General features: G+C 72.3%; 19 protein-coding genes. 6 read left to right on the top strand and 13 right to left on the bottom strand.

Translation table 11 applies throughout. The annotated features are described in order from the left end of the window. Nucleotides 1-48: 48 nt before the first annotated feature. From ACWEGE_RS06365 to ACWEGE_RS06355, 3 genes are read right to left on the bottom strand one after another with little or no spacing between them, the layout of a single operon-like run. A complete protein-coding gene (locus ACWEGE_RS06365) occupies nt 49-465 on the bottom strand; it encodes an ATP-binding protein (RefSeq protein WP_449659379.1) in 417 nt (138 codons plus the stop codon). Next, entirely contained in the window at nt 462-2,045 is a 1,584-nt protein-coding gene (locus tag ACWEGE_RS06360) for a PP2C family protein-serine/threonine phosphatase (protein WP_449659378.1), read from the bottom strand. Before ACWEGE_RS06360 ends, ACWEGE_RS06365 begins: the two co-directional genes overlap by 4 nt. Then, nucleotides 2,042-2,425, bottom strand: a complete 384-nt coding sequence (locus ACWEGE_RS06355; protein ID WP_449659377.1) for an STAS domain-containing protein — start codon at nt 2,423-2,425, stop codon at nt 2,042-2,044. The genes ACWEGE_RS06360 and ACWEGE_RS06355 overlap by 4 nt, the downstream gene beginning before the upstream one ends. A gap of 167 nt (nt 2,426-2,592) precedes the next feature. On the opposite strand from ACWEGE_RS06355, the gene ACWEGE_RS06350 reads away from it, so the two are divergent. Further along, a complete protein-coding gene (locus tag ACWEGE_RS06350) occupies nt 2,593-2,976 on the top strand; it encodes an STAS domain-containing protein (protein ID WP_449659376.1) in 384 nt (127 codons plus the stop codon). A gap of 20 nt (nt 2,977-2,996) precedes the next feature. Here the strand turns inward: ACWEGE_RS06350 and ACWEGE_RS06345 are convergent, their stop codons facing one another. Continuing rightward, nucleotides 2,997-4,217, bottom strand: coding sequence for a PP2C family protein-serine/threonine phosphatase (locus tag ACWEGE_RS06345; RefSeq protein ID WP_449659375.1), 1,221 nt, complete (start codon nt 4,215-4,217; stop codon nt 2,997-2,999). Between the two features lie 82 nt (nt 4,218-4,299). Here ACWEGE_RS06345 and ACWEGE_RS06340 point away from each other — a divergent pair, with 82 nt between their 5' ends. Both ACWEGE_RS06340 and ACWEGE_RS06335 read left to right on the top strand, forming a co-directional pair. Then, the gene (locus tag ACWEGE_RS06340) at nt 4,300-5,019 is read left to right on the top strand and encodes a histidine phosphatase family protein (protein WP_449659374.1); all 720 of its coding nucleotides are present in this window, start codon (nt 4,300-4,302) and stop codon (nt 5,017-5,019) included. Beyond that, nucleotides 4,997-5,860: an NAD(P)H-hydrate dehydratase gene (locus ACWEGE_RS06335; RefSeq protein ID WP_449659373.1), complete on the top strand. Its 864-nt coding sequence runs from the start codon at nt 4,997-4,999 to the stop codon at nt 5,858-5,860. The genes ACWEGE_RS06340 and ACWEGE_RS06335 overlap by 23 nt, the downstream gene beginning before the upstream one ends. 3 nt (nt 5,861-5,863) lie before the next feature. On the opposite strand, the gene ACWEGE_RS06330 is transcribed toward ACWEGE_RS06335, so the two are convergent. From ACWEGE_RS06330 to ACWEGE_RS06315, 4 genes are read right to left on the bottom strand one after another with little or no spacing between them, the layout of a single operon-like run. Then, nucleotides 5,864-6,583 (bottom strand): SDR family oxidoreductase, encoded by a 720-nt coding sequence (locus tag ACWEGE_RS06330; RefSeq protein WP_449659372.1) that lies wholly within the window; start codon nt 6,581-6,583, stop codon nt 5,864-5,866. Further along, a complete protein-coding gene (locus ACWEGE_RS06325) occupies nt 6,580-7,449 on the bottom strand; it encodes an oxidoreductase (protein ID WP_449659371.1) in 870 nt (289 codons plus the stop codon). The genes ACWEGE_RS06330 and ACWEGE_RS06325 overlap by 4 nt, the downstream gene beginning before the upstream one ends. A 44-nt stretch (nt 7,450-7,493) precedes the next feature. Next, on the bottom strand, nt 7,494-8,315 hold the full coding sequence (locus ACWEGE_RS06320) for a helix-turn-helix transcriptional regulator (protein ID WP_449659370.1): 822 nt from the start codon (nt 8,313-8,315) through the stop codon (nt 7,494-7,496). Between the two features lie 54 nt (nt 8,316-8,369). Next, complete coding sequence (locus ACWEGE_RS06315; RefSeq protein WP_449659369.1) at nt 8,370-9,947, bottom strand: alkaline phosphatase D family protein; 1,578 nt, start codon at nt 9,945-9,947, stop codon at nt 8,370-8,372. A 148-nt stretch (nt 9,948-10,095) separates the two neighbouring features. Here ACWEGE_RS06315 and ACWEGE_RS06310 point away from each other — a divergent pair, with 148 nt between their 5' ends. Beyond that, on the top strand, nt 10,096-12,333 hold the full coding sequence (locus ACWEGE_RS06310; protein WP_449659368.1) for an extracellular catalytic domain type 1 short-chain-length polyhydroxyalkanoate depolymerase: 2,238 nt from the start codon (nt 10,096-10,098) through the stop codon (nt 12,331-12,333). 63 nt (nt 12,334-12,396) lie between these two features. Next, nucleotides 12,397-12,609, top strand: coding sequence for a hypothetical protein (locus ACWEGE_RS06305; protein WP_086838852.1), 213 nt, complete (start codon nt 12,397-12,399; stop codon nt 12,607-12,609). A 409-nt stretch (nt 12,610-13,018) separates the two neighbouring features. Here ACWEGE_RS06305 and ACWEGE_RS06300 read toward each other — a convergent pair whose 3' ends face one another. Further along, nucleotides 13,019-13,435 carry an ATP-binding protein gene (locus tag ACWEGE_RS06300; protein ID WP_449659367.1) on the bottom strand — a complete coding sequence of 139 codons (417 nt, stop codon included), beginning with the start codon at nt 13,433-13,435 and terminating at the stop codon, nt 13,019-13,021. Between the two features lie 347 nt (nt 13,436-13,782). Here ACWEGE_RS06300 and rho point away from each other — a divergent pair, with 347 nt between their 5' ends. Next, nucleotides 13,783-14,844 carry a transcription termination factor Rho gene (gene rho / locus ACWEGE_RS06295; protein WP_449659366.1) on the top strand — a complete coding sequence of 354 codons (1,062 nt, stop codon included), beginning with the start codon at nt 13,783-13,785 and terminating at the stop codon, nt 14,842-14,844. Nucleotides 14,845-14,871: 27 nt separating this feature from the next. On the opposite strand, the gene ACWEGE_RS06290 is transcribed toward rho, so the two are convergent. From ACWEGE_RS06290 to ACWEGE_RS06275, 4 genes are all read right to left on the bottom strand, one after another. After that, complete coding sequence (locus ACWEGE_RS06290; protein ID WP_449659365.1) at nt 14,872-15,150, bottom strand: hypothetical protein; 279 nt, start codon at nt 15,148-15,150, stop codon at nt 14,872-14,874. A gap of 251 nt (nt 15,151-15,401) precedes the next feature. Then, nucleotides 15,402-15,602 carry a DUF3072 domain-containing protein gene (locus ACWEGE_RS06285; RefSeq protein WP_449659364.1) on the bottom strand — a complete coding sequence of 67 codons (201 nt, stop codon included), beginning with the start codon at nt 15,600-15,602 and terminating at the stop codon, nt 15,402-15,404. A gap of 66 nt (nt 15,603-15,668) precedes the next feature. After that, nucleotides 15,669-16,091, bottom strand: a complete 423-nt coding sequence (locus ACWEGE_RS06280) for a hypothetical protein (RefSeq protein ID WP_449659363.1) — start codon at nt 16,089-16,091, stop codon at nt 15,669-15,671. A gap of 64 nt (nt 16,092-16,155) precedes the next feature. Further along, nucleotides 16,156-17,205, bottom strand: a complete 1,050-nt coding sequence (locus tag ACWEGE_RS06275; protein WP_449659362.1) for an NlpC/P60 family protein — start codon at nt 17,203-17,205, stop codon at nt 16,156-16,158. Nucleotides 17,206-17,617 lie beyond the last annotated feature (412 nt).

Below are 17,617 nucleotides of genomic sequence, written 5' to 3'. Positions count from 1 at the left end.
CGACCGGGCACCGCCCCGCCGGGTGCGCGAGCCGCCGCTCCCGGTGGCTCAGGCGGTCAGCCAGGTCATGGTGACCGTGGTGCCGTCGTCGCGGTGGACCTGCGCGCTGTGGTCGGCGAGGGTGCCGATGAGCAGCAGACCGCGGCCGCGCAGCCCGTTGGAGCCGGCCGGCGGCCGCCAGGTGCCGTAGTCGGTGACCGTGACGGTGAGCCGCCCGGACCGGACTTCGGCCCGGACGTCGACCGGGCCCGCCTGCCCGGTGGGATAGGCGTGTTCGGCCGAGTTGGCCATCGCCTCGTAGCCGGCGAGCACGATGTCTTCCCGCCGTTCGAGGCTCAGCTGCAGGCCGGCCAGCCAGCGGGCCAGTGCCTCGCGCAGTTCCGGCAGCCGTTCGGCGATCGCGGGGGTGCGCCGGTGGAACGAGGACGGGGGCGCGGACGCGCCCGGGTGGAGGGGGTCCGTCATGGGGTGTCCTCTCCGCGGTGGCGCACGTGGATCACGGCGATGTCGTCGTCGTGCCGCCCGCGCGTCAGTTCGTCGACGAGCTTGTCCCACGCCGTTTCCAGGTCGGCCGCGGTCAGCAGCCCCGGAATACCCGCCAGCAGCCATTCGACGCCCAGGGTGAGGTCGCGGGTCCGGCTCTCGACCAGCCCGTCGGTGTAGAGCACCAGGTCCGCGCCGACCGGGAAACCCGCGGTGCGCTGCGGGAACACCGAACCGACGCCCAGCGGCTGCGCCAGCGCCTCGCCGATCTGCTCGGGCGGCTCGCCCGGGCGGATCAGGATCGCGGGCAGGTGGCCGGCGTTCGCGTAGGCGAGCGTGTCGTCGGCAGGCCGGTGGACCGCGTAGAAGCAGGTCACGAAGCTTTCGCCGAGCAGCCCGACGATCAGCTCGGAGACGTTGCGCAGGACCTCCGACGGCGGCAGCTCCAGCAGGGCGTAGCTGCGGATGGCCGTCCGGACCTGGCCCATCACGGTCGCGGCGGTGACGCCGTGGCCGACGACGTCGCCGATCACGAACGCGGTGGCGCCCGACGGCAGCCGGAGCACGTCGAACCAGTCGCCGCCGACCTTGCTGCCGGTGGCCGCGGGCAGGTACCGCGTGAACACGTCGAGGCCCGGGGTGGGCGGGGCGACCGGCAGCATGCTGCGGGACAGCTCCGTGGCGAGGGTGCGCTCGCGTTCGTAGAGCCGGGCGTTGTCGAGCGCGATGGCGCTGTAGGCGGCGATGCCCTCGGCCAGGTACTCGTGCCGCGCGGTGAAGCGGTCCGGTTCGGGGTGGCCGAAGAAGAACCCGCCCAGCACCTCCCCGGAGGTCGGGCTGACCACGGAGACGGCCAGGTAGCTGCACACGGGCAGGTGCCCCTCCGGCATCCCGTGGTGGGGCGCGTTCTTCCCGAACCGCGGATCACGCGTGATGTCGGCGCTGCGCACGGTGCCGGCGCCGTCGAAGGTCGGCGCGAACACGTCGGTGTTGCGCGGCATGGGAAAGCGGGCGAACGCCTCCCGGGGGACGCCGGAGATCGTGTACAGCGTGTACGACTCGCCGAACTCGTCGATCAGGTTGTAGAAGAACGCCCCGAAGCCGGCTCCGGTCGCCTGCGTGGCCGCGTCGGTCGCGGCCTGCACGATCCGGTCGATGTCGAGCTGCGCGGTGAGCTCGCGGCCGGTGGTGTGCAACGCGTCCAGGACCGCGGCTTCGCCCCGCAGCTGCCGGACGGTGGCGGCCAGGCCGGCGGTGGCGGCCTCGATCGCGGCGGCGACCGCGGGCAGGCCGCCGCCGACGTCGTCAGTGGTATAGACCAGTGCGCCGCCCTCGCCGTCGCCGGCCGCGAGCGCGATCGCGTGGGTGACTTCCTCGTCCGGCACCAGCTCCGCGAGGGCGGCGCGGTCGGTCACCGCCCGCGCGACGCGGCCGCCGAGCACCGCGCGCACCTCGGCCGGGCCGAGGGTGCGGACCGCGGTCGCCGCCGGGGCGCCGTCGCGGCCGACGAAGGCCCCGCGCACGGCGTCGAGGACCGCGTCGAACTCCGGCGGGGACGTCATCGGGGCGCCAGTGCTTCGGACAGGGACGGGTAGATGGCGAGTTCGTCGACCAGCCGGGTGAGCTCCAGGGGACGCAGGGTGATCCGGCCGGCGGCCACCACCCGCAGCGGCACCGACGCGGCGGGGCCCCGGTGCGCCCGGACGAGTTCGGCCATGCCCGCCGAAGCCAGGAACGTGACGCCGGTGAGGTCGATCACGAGCACCGACGGCCGCAGGCGCGCCGCGCGTTCGGCCAATTGGCGCAGTTTCGGGGCGAGCGCCAGGTCGAGCGCGCCTTCGACGCGCAGCACCGCCGCGCCGTCGCGGCTTTCCAGTGCGATCGATCCCGCGGAACTGGCGGCGTCGTCGAGTGAGTCCCCCGTCACGTCCCGTTCACCCATGGCGCACATCCTGCCTGTTCGGAGCCCCGACCGGAAGCGGAGGGGACGCTGACACGGCGGCGTGTCCCCCGGGCAGGCATGATTGACAGCGGTTGAGCAGACAGCCTTCGAGAACACGCGCGCCCGCCGGCATCCCGGCGGTGCCGCCGAAGGCGAGGAGAAGTCACATGACCGAGCACACCCACTTTGACGGCTCGGCCACCGCTGTGCCGTTCGGGGAGTTCCGGATCGCCCGGACGGAGCAGCAGGAAGCGGTCGTCGTCGAGGTCGCCGGGGACGTGGACACGACCACCGCACCGGCGCTCGTGCAGGCCGCGGACGAAGCGCTGGCCGAGCAGCCGCCGGTGCTGGTGGTCGACCTGACCCGCGTCGAGTTCCTCGCCTCGCCGGGCCTGACCGCGTTGCTGACCATCCACCGCAACGCCGGCACCGGCACCGCGGTCCGGATCGTCGCGTCCGGCCGGGCGACCCTGCGCCCGATCCAGCTGACCGGGCTCGAGGAGAGCCTTTCGCTCTTCCCGACCCGGGAAGCGGCCCTCGCCGGGTCCTGACCCGGTTCGTCCCGGCCGCGTCAGCCGGCCGGGACGGCACGGCGCCGGATGGCCAGCACGGCGACGTCGTCCTGGGCCGCCCGGTTGCCGATCATCGCCGCCATCACCCGCGCGCAGACCCGTTCGGGGTCCCCGGCGCGCACGACCTCCGCCAGCTGCGCCATCCCGACGTCCACGGGCCGGTCCCGGCGCTCCACCAGGCCGTCGGTGTACAAGACCAGCACCGCTTCCTCCGGCAGGTCGAGCACTGTCGTCCGGCGTTCCGGCACGCCGATGGTCAGCCCGATCGGGGGATCCGGGGGCAAGTCCACCAGCCGGCCCGGCGCACCCGGCGCGGCGAACACCGGCGGCAGGTGGCCGGCGAGGGACAACGTCAGCGTCTCGCGGTCCGGGCCGATGATCCCGTAGGCCACCGTGGCCATCGCCCCGTGTTCGAAGTGGTTGGCCTTGCGGTCGAGCTTGGCGAGCACCTCGGCGGGGCTTTCGCTGTCGAGGGCGTAGGCGCGCAGGGCGCTGCGGAGCCGCCCCATGATCACGGCCGCGTCGAGGCCGTGGCCGGAGACGTCGCCCATCACGACGCCGAGCCGGTCACCCGGCAGCGTGAACAGGTCGTACCAGTCGCCGCCCAGCCCGGTTTCCGCGCCGGGCACGTACCGGGCGCCGAAGTCCAGGCCGGTCACCTCGGGCAGGCTGTTGGGCAGCAGGCTGCGCTGCAGCGCCATGGTGGCGGTGCGGTTCTCCTCCAGCGCCTCGACCTGGACCGCCATCGCGAGGCGGTCGGCGAGCAGCTGCATGGTGGCCACTTCGGACTCGCCGAACGCCCGGGGGGCCACGGAACCGATGTGCAGCACGCCGACGAGCTCGCTCCCGGCGAGCATCGGCACGCCGAGCATGGAGTGCAGCCCGCGTTCCCACAGCAGGGAGTTCACGACGGTGGTTTCGTCGACGTGGTCGAGGATGACGGGCGCCCGTTCGAGCGCGACCCGGCCGGCGAACCCGCTGCCCACCGGCACCCGCACACCCTGGTGGACCTCTTCCTCGATGCCCGCCGCCGCGAAGGCCACCAGCTGGCGGCCGCTGGGCTGGTACCGGAGCACGGTCGCGGTGTCGACCGCCATGACCTCGCGCAGGCGCTGGAGCGTGTCGGCGAGCATCTCGGCCAGCCCGAGGTGCGCGGCGGGCGCACCGATGATCGCCTCCAGCTGCTGCAGCCGGTTCTCGGCGTCGAGACTTCGCGACATGCGACGACCCTAGCCTCAACTCCTTTGCGCGCCTAACCATCCCGGGTTTCGGCGGCGGGTCTCCCGGGGTAACCAGACGGTCGTGAAGGTCGACTTGGACTGGGTGGGCGTGCTGCGGCACGGCCAGAGCACCGGGAACGTGGCGAGGGAAGAAGCGGAGTCGGCGGGCGCGGATGTGATCGACATCGCCGAACGCGACGCCGACGTGCCGCTGACGGACCTGGGGCGGGAACAGGCTTCGGCGGCGGGGGAGTTCTTCGCGCGGCACCCGCCGGACGTCGTGATCACCTCGACCTACCGCCGTGCCTGGGACACCGCGCGGCTGGCCGCGCCCGACGGCGTGCCGATCCTGCCCGACGAGCGGCTGCGCGACCGCGAGCTCGGCGTGCTGGACCTGCTGACTTCGCACGGCGTCCGCGAGCGGTGGCCCGACGAGCTGCGGCGCAAACGGCGGCTGGGCAAGTTCTACTACCGGCCGCCGGGCGGGGAGTCGTGGGCGGACGTCGTGCTGCGCCTGCGATCCCTGATCACCGAGCTGAGCGTGGAACACGCCGGAAAGCGCGTTCTGCTGGCCGCGCACGAGATGACCGTCTTCGCCCTGCGGTACCTGCTCGAGGGCCTGCCCGAACCCGACCTGCTGCGCGCCGCGAACGCCACCGAAGTCCCGAACGGCTCGGTGACGGCCTGGGAGCGCGATTCCGACGGCGGGTTCACGATGGTGCTGGCGCAGGAGGTCGGCCACCTGCACGCCACCGACACCCCGCCGACGGCGGACGACGATGCCGCGCAGCAGCTCTCCTGACCCGGCGCCGATCAGCCCGGCCCTGCTGCGGGACTGGCGGATCGGCACCGAGGACCGCGGCACCGTGCTCGTCGTCGGCGGCGCCCGGACCGTGCCGGGCGCACCGGCGCTGTCCGGGACGGCCGCCCTGCGCGCCGGAGCCGGCACGCTGCAGCTGGCGGTCGCCGAACGGCACGCGAGCGCGATCGGCGTCTCGGTGCCGGAATCGTCGGTGTTCGGGCTCCCGGAAACCGAGTCCGGTGCGGTCGCCGCCGGCGACCGGCTCGCCGAAGTCCTGTCCGGCGCGGGCACCGTCGTGGTCGGCCCGGGCCTGACCGGCGTCTCGGAGACCGAAGAGCTGCTGCGGCAGCTGGTGCCCGCGATCGCCCCGGACGCGCGGGTGGTGCTCGACGCGTTCGCGCTCGGCGCGCTGAGCCGGGACCCCGCGCTCGCGGAACCCCTGGCGGGCCGGCTCCTGCTCACCCCGAACCGGGTCGAAGCCGCCTTCCTCGACGGCTGCGCGGAAAAAGACGTCGACGACCTGGAGACGGCGGTGCGGATCGCCGGCCGCTACGGCGGCGTGGTGCTGCTGATGGGCGTGGTCGCCGCGCCGGACGGCCGGGTCTGGCGCGACGGCAGCGGCCACGTCGGCCTGGCGACGTCGGGCAGCGGCGACGTCCTGGCCGGCCTGACCGGCGGCTTCCTCGCCCGCGGCGCGGCGGCCGACCAGGCGGCCTGCTGGGCCACCCACGTCCACGCCGTGGCCGGCCAGCGGCTGATCCCGGACACCGGCAGCACCGGCCTGCTGGCCCGGGAACTGGTGGCGGAGATCCCCCGGGTCATCGCCGAGCTGGAGCGCTGAGCATCACCGCTGGGCGGTGGGCCGGACGATGATCTCGTTCACGTCGACCCCCTCCGGCTGCCCGATCGCGTAGGAGACGGCCCCGGCGATGGCGTCCGCCGGGAGGGTCACCGCGCGGTAGGCGCGCATCGCCTCGCGCGCGCCCGGCTCGGTGATGCTGTCGGCCAGCTCGGATTCGGTGACGCCGGGGGAGATCGTCGTCACGCGGATGCCGGGGCCGGCTTCCAGGCGCAGGCCCTCGGTGATGGCCCGGGCCGCGTACTTGGTGGCGCAGTAGACCGAGGCCGTCGGGACCACCTCGTGCGCGCCGGTGGAGGCGATCGTCACGAAGTGCCCGCCGCCCTGCCTGCCGAAGTGCGGCAGGACCGCCGCGATCCCGTGCAGCAGGCCGCGGACGTTGACGTCGATCATCCGGTCCCACTCCTCGACGTGTAGGGAGTCCAAACGCGACAACGGCATCACGCCCGCGTTGGCGACGAAGGCGTCGATCCGCCCGTTCGCCTCGGCGGCGGCGTCGGCGAACGCGGCGACGTCCGCGCGGTCGGTGACGTCGAGGCGGTGGACGTCGGCGGTGCCGCCCGCGTCGTGGATCTCCTTGGCCAGCGCGGTCAGCCGGTCTTCGCGCCGGGCGCCGAGCACGACGTGGCAGCCTTCGCCGGCCAGGCGCAGCGCGGTGGCGCGGCCGATACCGCTGCTGGCTCCGGTGATGAGGACGGTCTTCACTGGGTTCCTTCCGGGAAGTCGGCGGCGAGGGTGGTCTCGCGCCAGGTGTCGAAGGTGGCCTTCAGGGTGCCGAGCCGGGCGGTGGCGATGTCGTAGGCGGCCCGGCCGAGGAGCAGGCGCAACGGCGGTTCGCCGCTGGCGACGGCGGCGAGGATCGCTTCGGCCGCGCGGGCCGGGTCGCCTGGCTGCCTGCCGTAGGTGGCGAGCGTCGCTTCCCGGCGGGCGCCCGCGGTTTCGGCGTAGTCGTCGATGCGGATCGCCGACTGCCGCATCGAGGGGCCGGACCAGTTGGTGCGGAACGCAGCGGGCTCCACGATGGTCACCTTGATGCCCAGCGGCGCCACCTCCGCGGCCAGTGACTCCGACAACCCCTCCACGGCGAACTTCGTCGCGTGGTAGTAGCCGGTGGCCCCGAACGCCGCGAGGCCGCCGAGGGACGACACGGTGACGATGTGGCCGCTCCGGCGCGCCCGCATGCCCGGCAGCACCGCACGGGTGACGTCGGCGAGGCCGAAGACGTTGGTGTCGAACAGCTTCCGGATCTCCTCGTCCTCGCCTTCCTCGACCGCGGCGAGGTAGCCGTAGCCGGCGTTGCCGACCAGGACGTCGATCCGGCCGAACGCCGTTTCGGCCCGCTTCACGGCGTCGACGACCTGGGCGTGGTCGGTGACGTCGAGGGGCAGGGCGAGCGCGCGGTCACCGTGCGCTTCGGCGAGGTCGGCGACCCGCGCCGCGTCGCGGGCGGTGACGACCGCGCGCATTGACGGATTCTTGAGCACGGCTTCGGCCAGTGCGCGGCCGAGGCCGGTGGAGCAACCGGTGATGAAGAAGACCGGCTCCTCGGGAAGAGCGGTGTTTTCGGGCACGGCGAAGTACTCCGTCCATTGTGGATGGATTCGGAAAAGGTGGTTCAGGAAGCGGCGAGGCTGCCCAGCAGCGCCAGCGCGGCTTCCGACGGGCTGCCCGGCTCGGCTTGGTAGACGATCAGCTGCTGGCCCGGGGCGCTGTTGACGGTCAGCGCCTCGTAGCTCAGCTCCAGCTCGCCGACCAGCCGGTGCCGGAACCGCTTGGTTTCGTGGGTCTTCTGCCGGATGTCGTGGCGCGCCCACAGGCGGCGGAAGTCCGCGCTCTTGACCGACAGCTCGCCGACGGTGTCGATGAGCTGCGGGTCGTCCGGGTCGATCCCGGCGGCCGCCCGCAGCCCGCCGACCGTGTTCACGGCCACGCGCTCCCAGTCCGGGTAGAACTCGCGGGCGTCCGGGTCGAGGAACACCAGCCGGACGAGGTCACCGCTGTGGGTGTGCCCGGCGAACAGCGCCTGGCCCAGCGCGTTGTGCGCGAGCACGTCGAGACACCGGCCGAGGACGAGCGCGGGCGTGTCCGGCCAGCCGTCCATCAGGCGCAGCAGGTTCGGGCTGACCTGTTCCCGCCGCCGGCCGCGCCGGCGCCGGACCGGCTCGGGCCGGGCCAGCCGGTGCAGGTGGGCGACGGCGTCGTCGTCCAGCGCCAGCCCGCGGGCGAGCGCGTCGACGACCTGGGCCGAAGGGTTGCGCTCCCGGCCCTGCTCGAGCCGGGTGTAGTAGTCGGTGCTGACGCCGGCCAGCACCGCGACCTCCTCGCGGCGCAGGCCCGCCACCCGGCGCGACCCGCCCGCGGGCAGGCCGAGCTCTTCCGGCCCCACCTGTTCACGGCGGGCCCGGAGGAACTCCCCGAGGGCGTTTTCCTGAACCATGGTTCGAGGCTAACCCGGAACCGGCGCACGAGGGTGGCCGCGCCGCACCCACCCTCAGACCAGCCGGATCGGCCGCTCGTCGTCGGCCGGGTCGGCCCGCAGCAGGGTGGCCGTGGCCGTGCGCCCGTCGACGTCCAGGGTCATCACGGCGTTGCCGAAGTGCGGCCCGGACACACAGTGCCACGACAGCGGCGCGGGCGGGACGCCGGTGCGCCGGGCCAGCCAGTCGCTCACCCGGGTGAGTGACCGGGCCCAGCCGGCCCGGAACAGCCGGTTCATGTACCACGGCACGGTGTTGTGCACCGGCGAGCAGGTCAGCTGGTGGACCGGTGCCGCGGTGGCGCCGGGGAACTCGGCTTGGGCGACGTAGGCGTGGTGCACGTCGCCGGACAGCACGTTGACCGAGGCCGGCCCGTCGTCCGCGACGCGGGCGATGAGCTCCGCCAGCCGTTCGAACGACGCGCGGAACGCCGGCCAGTGCTCCAAGTCCACCAGCTGCCGGAACCACTCGTTGGCCCGCCCGACGAGCCCGGGCCGGGCGCAGAGCCGCTCGTTGACCGACTGCGCGGCCGACAGCGCGGTGGGCAGCAGCCAGGGCAGCGACGTGCCGATCAGCAGGTGGTCGAACGCACCGGACGCCTGCTCCTCGATCCAGCCGAACTCCTCCTCGCCGATCATCGACCGCTGCCCGCCCTCGAGGATCCGCCCGGCCCGCGAGTCGATCACCAGCAGCCGGACCGGGCCGAAGTCCCGCCGGTAGGACCACCGGGTGCCCTTGGCGCCGTCGGCCTCGCGGTCGGCCCGGTCGGCGAACTCGCGCAGCAGCTCGGCGTTGTCCTCGCCCGACTTGCGCACCCGCTGGTAGAGGTCGTCTTCGGCCAGTTCTCGCGGCCCGAGGTTGCCGAGGTGCTGGTAGACCCAGTACGAGACCAGCGCGCCGCGGATCCGCTCCCGCCACCAGGACGTCCGGGCCATCTTCTCCCGCCAGGCCTGCGAGGTGTTCCAGTCGTCGCGGACGTCGTGGTCGTCGAAGATCATCGACGTCGGCACGGTCGAGAGCAGCCAGCGGACCGCCGGGTCACACCAGGCTTCGAAGTACAGGTGGCAGTACTCCTCGAAGTCGGCGACCTCGTTGCCGGGCGGCTTCTCCGTGTCACGCCGGGTGGCGAGCCACTCCTGCGTCGCGTCGGTGGTCTCGTCGGCGTAGACCTGGTCGCCGAGCAGCAGCAGCGATTCCGGCCACTCGGCCTCGTCGAGGCCGGCGATCCGGTGGGCGTAGGCGGCGAGCGCGTCCGGGCCCAGCGCGTCCTGCTCCCGCGGCTTGCGGCAGGACCCGAACACCAGCCGGAACCGCGGGTCGCCGGGCCGCAGCGTCCGGATCCGGCTCGGCGGCAGCTCGCTGTCCGGCTCGGGCCAGACGACGTCGCCGTCGAGCCGCACCTCGTAGGGCGTGCTCCTCCCGGGCGCCAGCCCGGTGAGCACGACCAGCGCGTAGTGGTGGCCGGCGACCTCGAACGTCCGGGCGGACGCGTCGCCGACGCGCACTTCGCACGGGCCGCCGGTCTCCACCCAGATCGTCGCCGAGGTGGCGTCGACGTGCCGCAGCAGCGGGCCCAGCAGCAGCTCGGTCATCCCGGAATCCTGCCAGAACCGCGGCGGCGCGGCCGATCGGTGAACGGCTCGAAAGTTCCCGAAACATTTCGATAATCGTTGACCGGCCGGGTCCGGCGACGAACCATCGTCGCAGCTGCGCTCCCGTCCCCGGAAAGGATTCCCTCGAGTGCGAAGACTCCTCACCGCCCTTTCCGCCGCCGTGCTGGCGATCGCCGCGGCGGTCGTGCTGGTCGTGGCGGCGCAGCCGGCCTCCGCGGCCACGCTGACCCGGGTCACCGACTTCGGCAGCAATCCCAGCAACCTCAACATGTACACCTACGTCCCGGACCGCCTCGCCGCCCGCCCGGCGCTGCTGGTGGCCGTCCACTACTGCACCGGCTCGGCGTCGGCGGTCTTCAACGGCCCGGCTCACGACTACGTCACCGCGGCCGACCAGTACGGGTACGTCATCGTGTTCCCGGAAGCCACCCGCAGCGGGCAGTGCTTCGACGTCTCCTCGCCGCAGGCGCTGTCCCGCGGCGGCGGCAGCGACCCCGTCGGCATCCTCTCGATGGTCAACTGGGCCAAGCAGCGCTACAACGTCGACTCCTCCCGCGTGTACGTCACCGGGTTCTCCTCGGGCGCGATGATGACGAACGTGCTCGCGGCGGAGTACCCGGACGTGTTCGCCGCCGGCTCGGCGTTCATGGGCGTGCCCGCCGGCTGCTTCGCCACCACCGACGGGTCCAGCTGGAACAGCCAGTGCGCCAACGGCCAGATCAGCAAGACCCCGCAGCAGTGGGGCGACCAGGCCCGCCAGATGAGCGGCGGCCGCACCGGCCCGTTCCCGCGGATGCAGCTGTGGCACGGCACGGCCGACGACACCCTGCGCTACCCGAACTTCGGGGAGGAGATCAAGCAGTGGACGAACCTGCAGGGGCTCTCGCAGACGCCGTCGTCGAGTGATTCCCCGCAGTCCGGCTGGACACGCACCCGCTACGGCGCCACCGGCTCGCAGGCGCCGGTCGAGGGCATCAGCGTCCAGGGCGCCGGGCACGCGCTGCCGCAGAACGGGATGGTCCAGTACGCGATCGCGTTCCTGGGGCTGAACAGCAGTGGCTCCACCACGACGCCCACCACTCCGACCACGACGACGTCTTCGACGCCGCCTGCCGGCACGACGCTGGCCGGCGCGGCGGCGCGGACCGGGCGGTACTTCGGCACGGCCGTCTCGGCGAGCAGGCTGTCGGACAGCGTGTACACCGGCATCCTGAGCCGCGAGTTCTCCATGATCACGCCGGAGAACGAGATGAAGATCGACGCGACCGAGCCGTCGCAGAACCAGTTCTCCTACGCAGGCGCGGACCGGATCGTGAGTCAGGCGAGCAGCCAGGGCGCCCGGATGCGCGGGCACACGCTGGCCTGGCACGGGCAGCAGCCGGGCTGGATGCAGGGCATGGAGGGGTCGGCGCTGCGGCAGGCGATGCTCAACCACATCACCCAGGTCGCCGGCCACTACCGCGGCAAGATCTACGCGTGGGACGTGGTGAACGAAGCGTTCGCCGACGGCGGTTCCGGCGGCCGGCGCGATTCGAACCTGCAGCGCACGGGCGACGACTGGATCGAGGCGGCGTTCCGCGCGGCGCGGGCGGCCGACCCGGATGCGAAGCTGTGCTACAACGACTACAACACCGACGACTGGAGCCAGGCGAAGACCCAGGGCGTCTACCGCATGGTCCAGGACTTCAAGTCCCGCGGCGTGCCGATCGACTGCGTCGGCTTCCAGGCGCACTTCAACGCCAACAGCCCGGTGCCGTCGAACTACCAGACGACGTTGCAGAACTTCGCGAACCTCGGCGTGGACGTCCAGCTGACCGAGCTGGACATCGAGGGCTCGGGGACCACGCAGGCGAGCAACTTCCGCACGGTGACCTCGGCGTGCATGGCGGTCGCGCGGTGCACGGGGATCACGGTGTGGGGCATCCGCGACACGGACTCGTGGCGGGCGTCGGGAACGCCGTTGCTGTTCGACGGCAACGGCCAGAAGAAGGCGGCCTACACGGCGGTGCTCGAGACGTTGAACGGCGGCGCCCCGCCGGACGGCGGCACGACGACACCCACGACGACGACCCCCACGACCACCACCACGCCGCCTGCCGGCTGCTCGGCGGCCTACGTCAAGACGGCGGAGTGGAACGTGGGCTTCAACGGGCAGGTGACGGTGTCGGGAACGAACAACTGGACGCTGACGATCACGTTCCACGCACCGCAGAAGGTGATCGGCAGCTGGAACTACACGGGAACGTGGGACAGCACGGGGTACGTCCTGACGGCCAGGCCCAACGGCAGCGGAAACGTCATCGGCTTCACGGTCCAGCACGGCGGCAACCTGACCGACCCCACGGTGACCTGCACGAGTCCGTAGTGGTCGTGATCACAGGTTTCAGGTGCCGCGGAAACTGTCGGTGGTGACGGATAGCCTCAGCACATGAAAACGGACGACGCGACAGTCCCGGCGCACCAGCTCACCAAGGGCCAGTGGTTCTGGCACGAGCCGGCGCCGGGGCTGCCCGCGTGGCAGCTGCAGGTGAATTCGGCGGAGTTGCTGGAGGACTCCGTCGAGATCTTCACGACGGATGGGGAGCGGGAGCTGGTTTCGTACCCGAGGAACCGGTTGGTCCGGCTGGCCGAGGTGGCTTGAGGGTTTTGGAGGGGGTGGTGGGGGGCGGGGCCGGCCGCGATCTGAGTTCAGCCGGGGCAACCCCCGCCTCCGGCGGGTGTTCCGCGCGGCCGAGTGCCGCATCGTATTTCTTCAGGTGCGCCTGGCGCGCGTGAAGCCGCCGGCTCGCTGGTGGGCGAGTCGGCGGCTGAGGTGAGCTGCTGCATTCGTGGTTCGCCGTCGGGTGCCGGGGTGAGCCGGTCTCGCAGGCGCGCCGCCCTTTGCGGCCTCGAGCAGGCCGGTCCGTGTCGCGGCCTCGGGTTGGCCGGTCCGTGTTGCGGCCTCGGGCAGGCCGGTCCGTGTCGCGGCCTCGGGTTGGCCGGTCCGTGTTGCGGCCTCGGGCAGGCCGGTCCGTGTCGCGGCCTCGGGTTGGCCGTGCCTCGTCCGGTGCTCAGCCTGCGTCGCGGAGCGACGGTGGGCGCCAGGTCATGCGGACCGTTGTTCCCCTGGTGCCCGAGTCTATGTCGGACTGGTCCGTCACCTGGTCGATCAGCAGCAGGCCGCGGCCACCCGAGGTGCGCAGGCCCGCCGTCTTCGGGCGGGTTGCCGGGATGCCGCAGCCCGTGTCCGTTACCGTTACCGTGATCGCGTCGCCTTCGCGGCGGGCCTGCAAGCGGGCCCAGCCGTGGCCGTCCGGGTAGGCGTGGGCCGCGACGTTGGCCAGGGCTTCGTACGTGGCCAACGTGATGTCGTGCGTGCTGTCCGAGTCGAGCGGGAACTCGCCCAGCCAGCTGATCAGCTTGCGGCGCAGGCCGGCCATCTCGTTCGGCAGGGCAGGCGCCAGCTCTTCGAAGGTCGAGACGACCACGGCTCCGGCGGCAAAGCGCTCCGGGGCCGTGGTCCCGGCTTGGTCGGCGTCGGTGCTTTCGCCCGTATCGACGCCAGTTTCCGGGGTATGTCGATACACGATCCGCTCCCATCGTTCAGCCGCGATTCCCCCGTTTCAGCGGGCTTCTCAGGTGGACTACCCACCGCCACGCGGTCTTACCCGTTGTGCTTCGTGAGATGTGTCGCTACAGTGAAGGTGCTCCTCGCGGATGCCGGCCCCTCGGCCGCCCGGAGGCAGCTCCCCGGATCCAGGCCACTCGGCCTCCTTCCTTGTTCCCGGCCTCGCCGTCTTTGCGCAGGCCCAGTACCACCCCTCAGGAGACACCCATGTCCTTTCACGGAATCCTCGACACCTCCGGCAAGACCCCGTTCGTCCGGCCCGGCTACCGGCCCGCCCCCGACGACGTCGCCCTGCCGCTTTCCCTCGTCCGCAAGCACAACCTGCGGCCCGGCGACGAAATCACCGGGACCACCGAGCAGATCACCAGCGTCAACGGCCGCGACCCGCACGAGCCGCGCCCCCGCTTCGCCGACCTCGTGCCGGTGCACCCGGATCGGCGGCTGCTGCTCGAAACCACGCCGGCGCGGCTGCTGCCGCGCGTCATCGACCTCGTCACCCCGCTCGGCCGGGGGCAGCGCGCGCTCGTCGTTTCACCACCCAAAGCCGGGAAGACCACGGTGCTGCAAGAGATCGGGCACGGGCTGTCGGTCAACCACCCCGACTGCCGGCTGCTGGTCCTGCTCGCCGACGAACGCCCGGAGGAGGTCACCGAGCTGAGCCGGACCGTGCGCGGCGAGGTCATCGCGTCCACTTTCGACCGTCCGCCCGCCGAACACGTGGCGGTGGCCGAACTCGCCGTCGAGCGGGCGAAACGCTTGGTGGAGCACGGCGAAGACGTCGTCCTGCTGCTCGACTCGCTCACCCGGCTCGGCCGCGCGTACAACCTTTCGGCGCGCCCCTCCGGCCGCACGCTGTCCGGCGGCGTCGACGCGGCCGCGTTGCAGCCGATGAAGCGGATCCTCGGCGCCGCACGGAACATCGAAGGCGGCGGCTCGCTCACGATCATCGCCTCGGCGCTGGTGGAGACCGGTTCGCTGGCCGACACGGTGTTCTTCGAGGAACTGAAGAGCACCGGCAACGCCGAGCTCAAGCTCGACCGCAAGGCGGCCGAGCGGCGCGTCTTCCCGGCCGTCGACGTGGCGGCCTCCGGCACCCGGCGCGAGGAACTGCTGGTCACCCCCGGCGAACTCGCGGCGATGCGCGAAGTCCGGCGCGCGTTGCCGGGGCCGAACGCGATCGAGCAGCTGCTGGAGCAGCTCCGCAAGACCGGTTCCAACGCCGAGTTCCTGCTCCGCGTGACGGGCGCGGCGCTGCCGGAAGCGGCCTGAGCGCTCGGCTGCGACGCCGCCCGACCGTCATCGAGGCGGCTGGTACGGCGTCGGGCGCGGGTAGGACGGCCGCTCGGGCCCCCGGTTCAAGGCGGCGACGAGAAAACCGAACCCGACGACGACAACGACGAGCGCGGCGGCCCCCGGAGCGGCGACCCACCACCCGAACCCACCGGCGGCCACCAGCCAGGCGGCGACGAGGGTCCGTTTCGCGGTGAGGGGATACGCCTTCGGCAGCTCCCGCACGGCCACCCCGCCGAGCACGACCAGTCCGGCGAGGACGACGAGCAGCACGGTCAGGTACACGGGATGTCCTCCTTCGGCAGTAGGGCATCTCCCGCACGACTACCCGCACCGCAGAGCGCCAAGCCGTGGCGTCGCACACACCGCCGCGCTGCGACCCGGCTCTCACCCACCCACTCCGCGACGCAACCCGGCTCACACCGCCCACCGCCGCGCCGCGACCCGGCTCTCACCAGCCCACGGTCACGATGCCACTCGCCTCCCCGGCCCGAACCCCCGGCGCCCGCCACGCCCCGCCGCGAACCGGCGCAGTCTCACGTGCCGCGGCCGGTCGCCTTCTGCAGGGCGTCGATCCGCTCCGACGCCTCCGCCTTCGTCAGGTCCTCCGGCACCTCTTCGCCGGCTTCCTGCGCCAACGTCTGCAGGTACGACTTCTGCGGCCCGGTCATCGGCTCGTCGCCGGTGGTCCAGTCGCTCGGGTCCTTCTCGGGGTTCGGCTCCACCTGGTCGGTCATGTCAGCTCCAATCGAACGTTTGTTCGTCTGCGCTCGACTGTAGCGCAGGGGTCCGACAACCGCCGCTCACGAGCCGGCCGGGGCCGTGCTCGGGGCGCCCGCCTCGTGGCCCTGTCGGCCGTGCGTGCGGCGATCGTCCTTCATCTGCTGTTCGTGCAGGTGGCGGCGCCCTCCGGTGAGCGAAGTGAGCAGCTCACGCTCAAGGTCGCGGCACGCCTTGTAGTAGCCGTCGTCGTACTCCTCGACGACCTGGAAAGTCCACCGATCGGGTAATACGTTGAGCCCGATGAGCTCTTCGGAGATCCGCCGCGCCCAGTCGCCGTGCCCGGCCTTCTCGAGCTGCTCCACGGCCTCGCCGAGGGCCAGGTCCGCGCTCCCGGTGAGCTGGTGGAAGGAGTAGAGGTGCCCGCGGGCGCGCTCGATCGTCTCGAGCGCCTCGGTCACCTTGCCGACGGCTTCGACCGTGGCGGCGTCAGGGTTCTCGTCCATGCGCGCAAAGTGCCCCGTTCCGCGATTTCTACACCTCGCGGAACGGGGCACGTGGCCCGGGGGATCAGGCCGTGGGGCGCGTGGCCCCCGCGTACTGGCTCAGCAGCGGCGAAATCTTGACGACGTCGCCGCTCGTCGGCGCGTGCACCATCTTGCCGTCGCCGATGTACATCCCGATGTGGGACACGGGGGAGTAGTAGGCGACGAGGTCGCCGGGCTGCAGCTGGTCGCGCGACACCGAAGCGCCGAAGGTCGCCTGTGCCGCGGAGTTCCGCGGCAGGGTGATCCCGGCCTGCTTGTACGCCCACTGCATCAGGCCGGAGCAGTCGAACGTGCTCGGTCCGGTCGCGCCCCAGACGTAGGCGCTGCCGAGCTTGCTCAGCGCGGCGTTGACCGCGGTCTGGGCCGCCGCGGTGGGCGCCTTGACGTTCGGCGCCGCCCCGCCGGTGTCCTTCTGGGCGGCCTTGTCCGCGCTGCTGAGGTTGCGGCTCTGGGCCTCGATCTGGTCGATCTGGCCCTGCAGGTCCTTCTTCTTGGCCTCGATGTCCGAAGCCAGCTTCGCCGCCGCGTCCCGGGCGTCCTGCGCCCGCTTCGCCGCGTCGGCGGCCGACTTCTCGGCGGCCGTGGCCTTGGCCGCCGCGCCGTTGAGGTTGTCCAGTGCGGCGTTCTTGTCGGTCGCGATGACCTCGAGCGCCGCCGAGCGGTCCAGGAAGTCCTGAGTGGACGTGCCGGCCAGCAGCGCCGACAGCTTGTTCATCTGGACGCCGCTGGTGAACGACGCGCCGGCGAACTTGTCCACTTGGGACTGGTACTGCTGCTTCGCCTGGATCGCCTGCGCACCGGCGTTCTTCGCGGCCTCGACGTCGGCGTTGGCCTTGTCGAGCTGGCCTTGCTTGGCGGTCAGGTCGTCCTGGGCGCGAAGCAGGTCCTCGTTGAGCTTTTCCGCCTGCGCCGCGAGATCGCGGTACTTGGCGAGGGCGTCCGAGCCGGCGGGGGGCGCCTGGAGGACGGGAACGGGGGCGGCGGTGGCCGGCTGGGCCATGGTGACGACGGTGATCACCGAGGCCGCGGCGAGGGCACCTGACACCACGCGCTTGACGGGATGCGAACGCATTCTCGCGCGGGTCTCCTTTGCTGATCGGCCGCCGACGGGTACCGGGGCGGCGAGTCGGGGGTCTCGTCCGTGCCCGGGGCGCGCTCGACCGCAACAGGAAGAGCCCGCGGTGGGGTCCGGTACCCGGCAGGGGGTATCGGCGGCGATCTCGCGTCGCCGTCTGGGGACGACCGGGGGCCGCGAGATCTCGAACAGGTTACGAAACGAGCACGGGAGAGTCCAGGGCGGGGTCTCGGAAACTCTGCGTGACGCCGCTCAACACGGCTGGACCAGTGGGAACGGGTGCGAATGTGGCCAGGATTACATGCTGTCACCGGGTCGGTTACCCTACCCCGCCAGGGTATCCCGGTGTCCGTCGTGGCCGGGAACGGCCCGCGCCGGGTGAATCCGGTTTGTACGTCCCTTGTATCCG

Source organism: Amycolatopsis sp. NPDC004747 (assembly GCF_053601335.1).
Note: the sequence above shows the minus strand (reverse complement) of the source record. Positions and strands in the feature narration are given on the sequence as shown.

Coding starts and splice junctions, on each gene's coding strand:
- ACWEGE_RS06365 (WP_449659379.1), bottom strand. CDS start 465: ATGACGGACCCCCTCCACCCGGGCGCGTCCGCGCCCCCGTCCTCGTTC.
- ACWEGE_RS06360 (WP_449659378.1), bottom strand. CDS start 2,045: ATGACGTCCCCGCCGGAGTTCGACGCGGTCCTCGACGCCGTGCGCGGG.
- ACWEGE_RS06355 (WP_449659377.1), bottom strand. CDS start 2,425: ATGGGTGAACGGGACGTGACGGGGGACTCACTCGACGACGCCGCCAGT.
- ACWEGE_RS06350 (WP_449659376.1), top strand. CDS start 2,593: ATGACCGAGCACACCCACTTTGACGGCTCGGCCACCGCTGTGCCGTTC.
- ACWEGE_RS06345 (WP_449659375.1), bottom strand. CDS start 4,217: ATGTCGCGAAGTCTCGACGCCGAGAACCGGCTGCAGCAGCTGGAGGCG.
- ACWEGE_RS06335 (WP_449659373.1), top strand. CDS start 4,997: ATGCCGCGCAGCAGCTCTCCTGACCCGGCGCCGATCAGCCCGGCCCTG.
- ACWEGE_RS06320 (WP_449659370.1), bottom strand. CDS start 8,315: ATGGTTCAGGAAAACGCCCTCGGGGAGTTCCTCCGGGCCCGCCGTGAA.
- ACWEGE_RS06315 (WP_449659369.1), bottom strand. CDS start 9,947: ATGACCGAGCTGCTGCTGGGCCCGCTGCTGCGGCACGTCGACGCCACC.
- ACWEGE_RS06305 (WP_086838852.1), top strand. CDS start 12,397: ATGAAAACGGACGACGCGACAGTCCCGGCGCACCAGCTCACCAAGGGC.
- rho (WP_449659366.1), top strand. CDS start 13,783: ATGTCCTTTCACGGAATCCTCGACACCTCCGGCAAGACCCCGTTCGTC.
- ACWEGE_RS06285 (WP_449659364.1), bottom strand. CDS start 15,602: ATGACCGACCAGGTGGAGCCGAACCCCGAGAAGGACCCGAGCGACTGG.
- ACWEGE_RS06280 (WP_449659363.1), bottom strand. CDS start 16,091: ATGGACGAGAACCCTGACGCCGCCACGGTCGAAGCCGTCGGCAAGGTG.
- ACWEGE_RS06275 (WP_449659362.1), bottom strand. CDS start 17,205: ATGCGTTCGCATCCCGTCAAGCGCGTGGTGTCAGGTGCCCTCGCCGCG.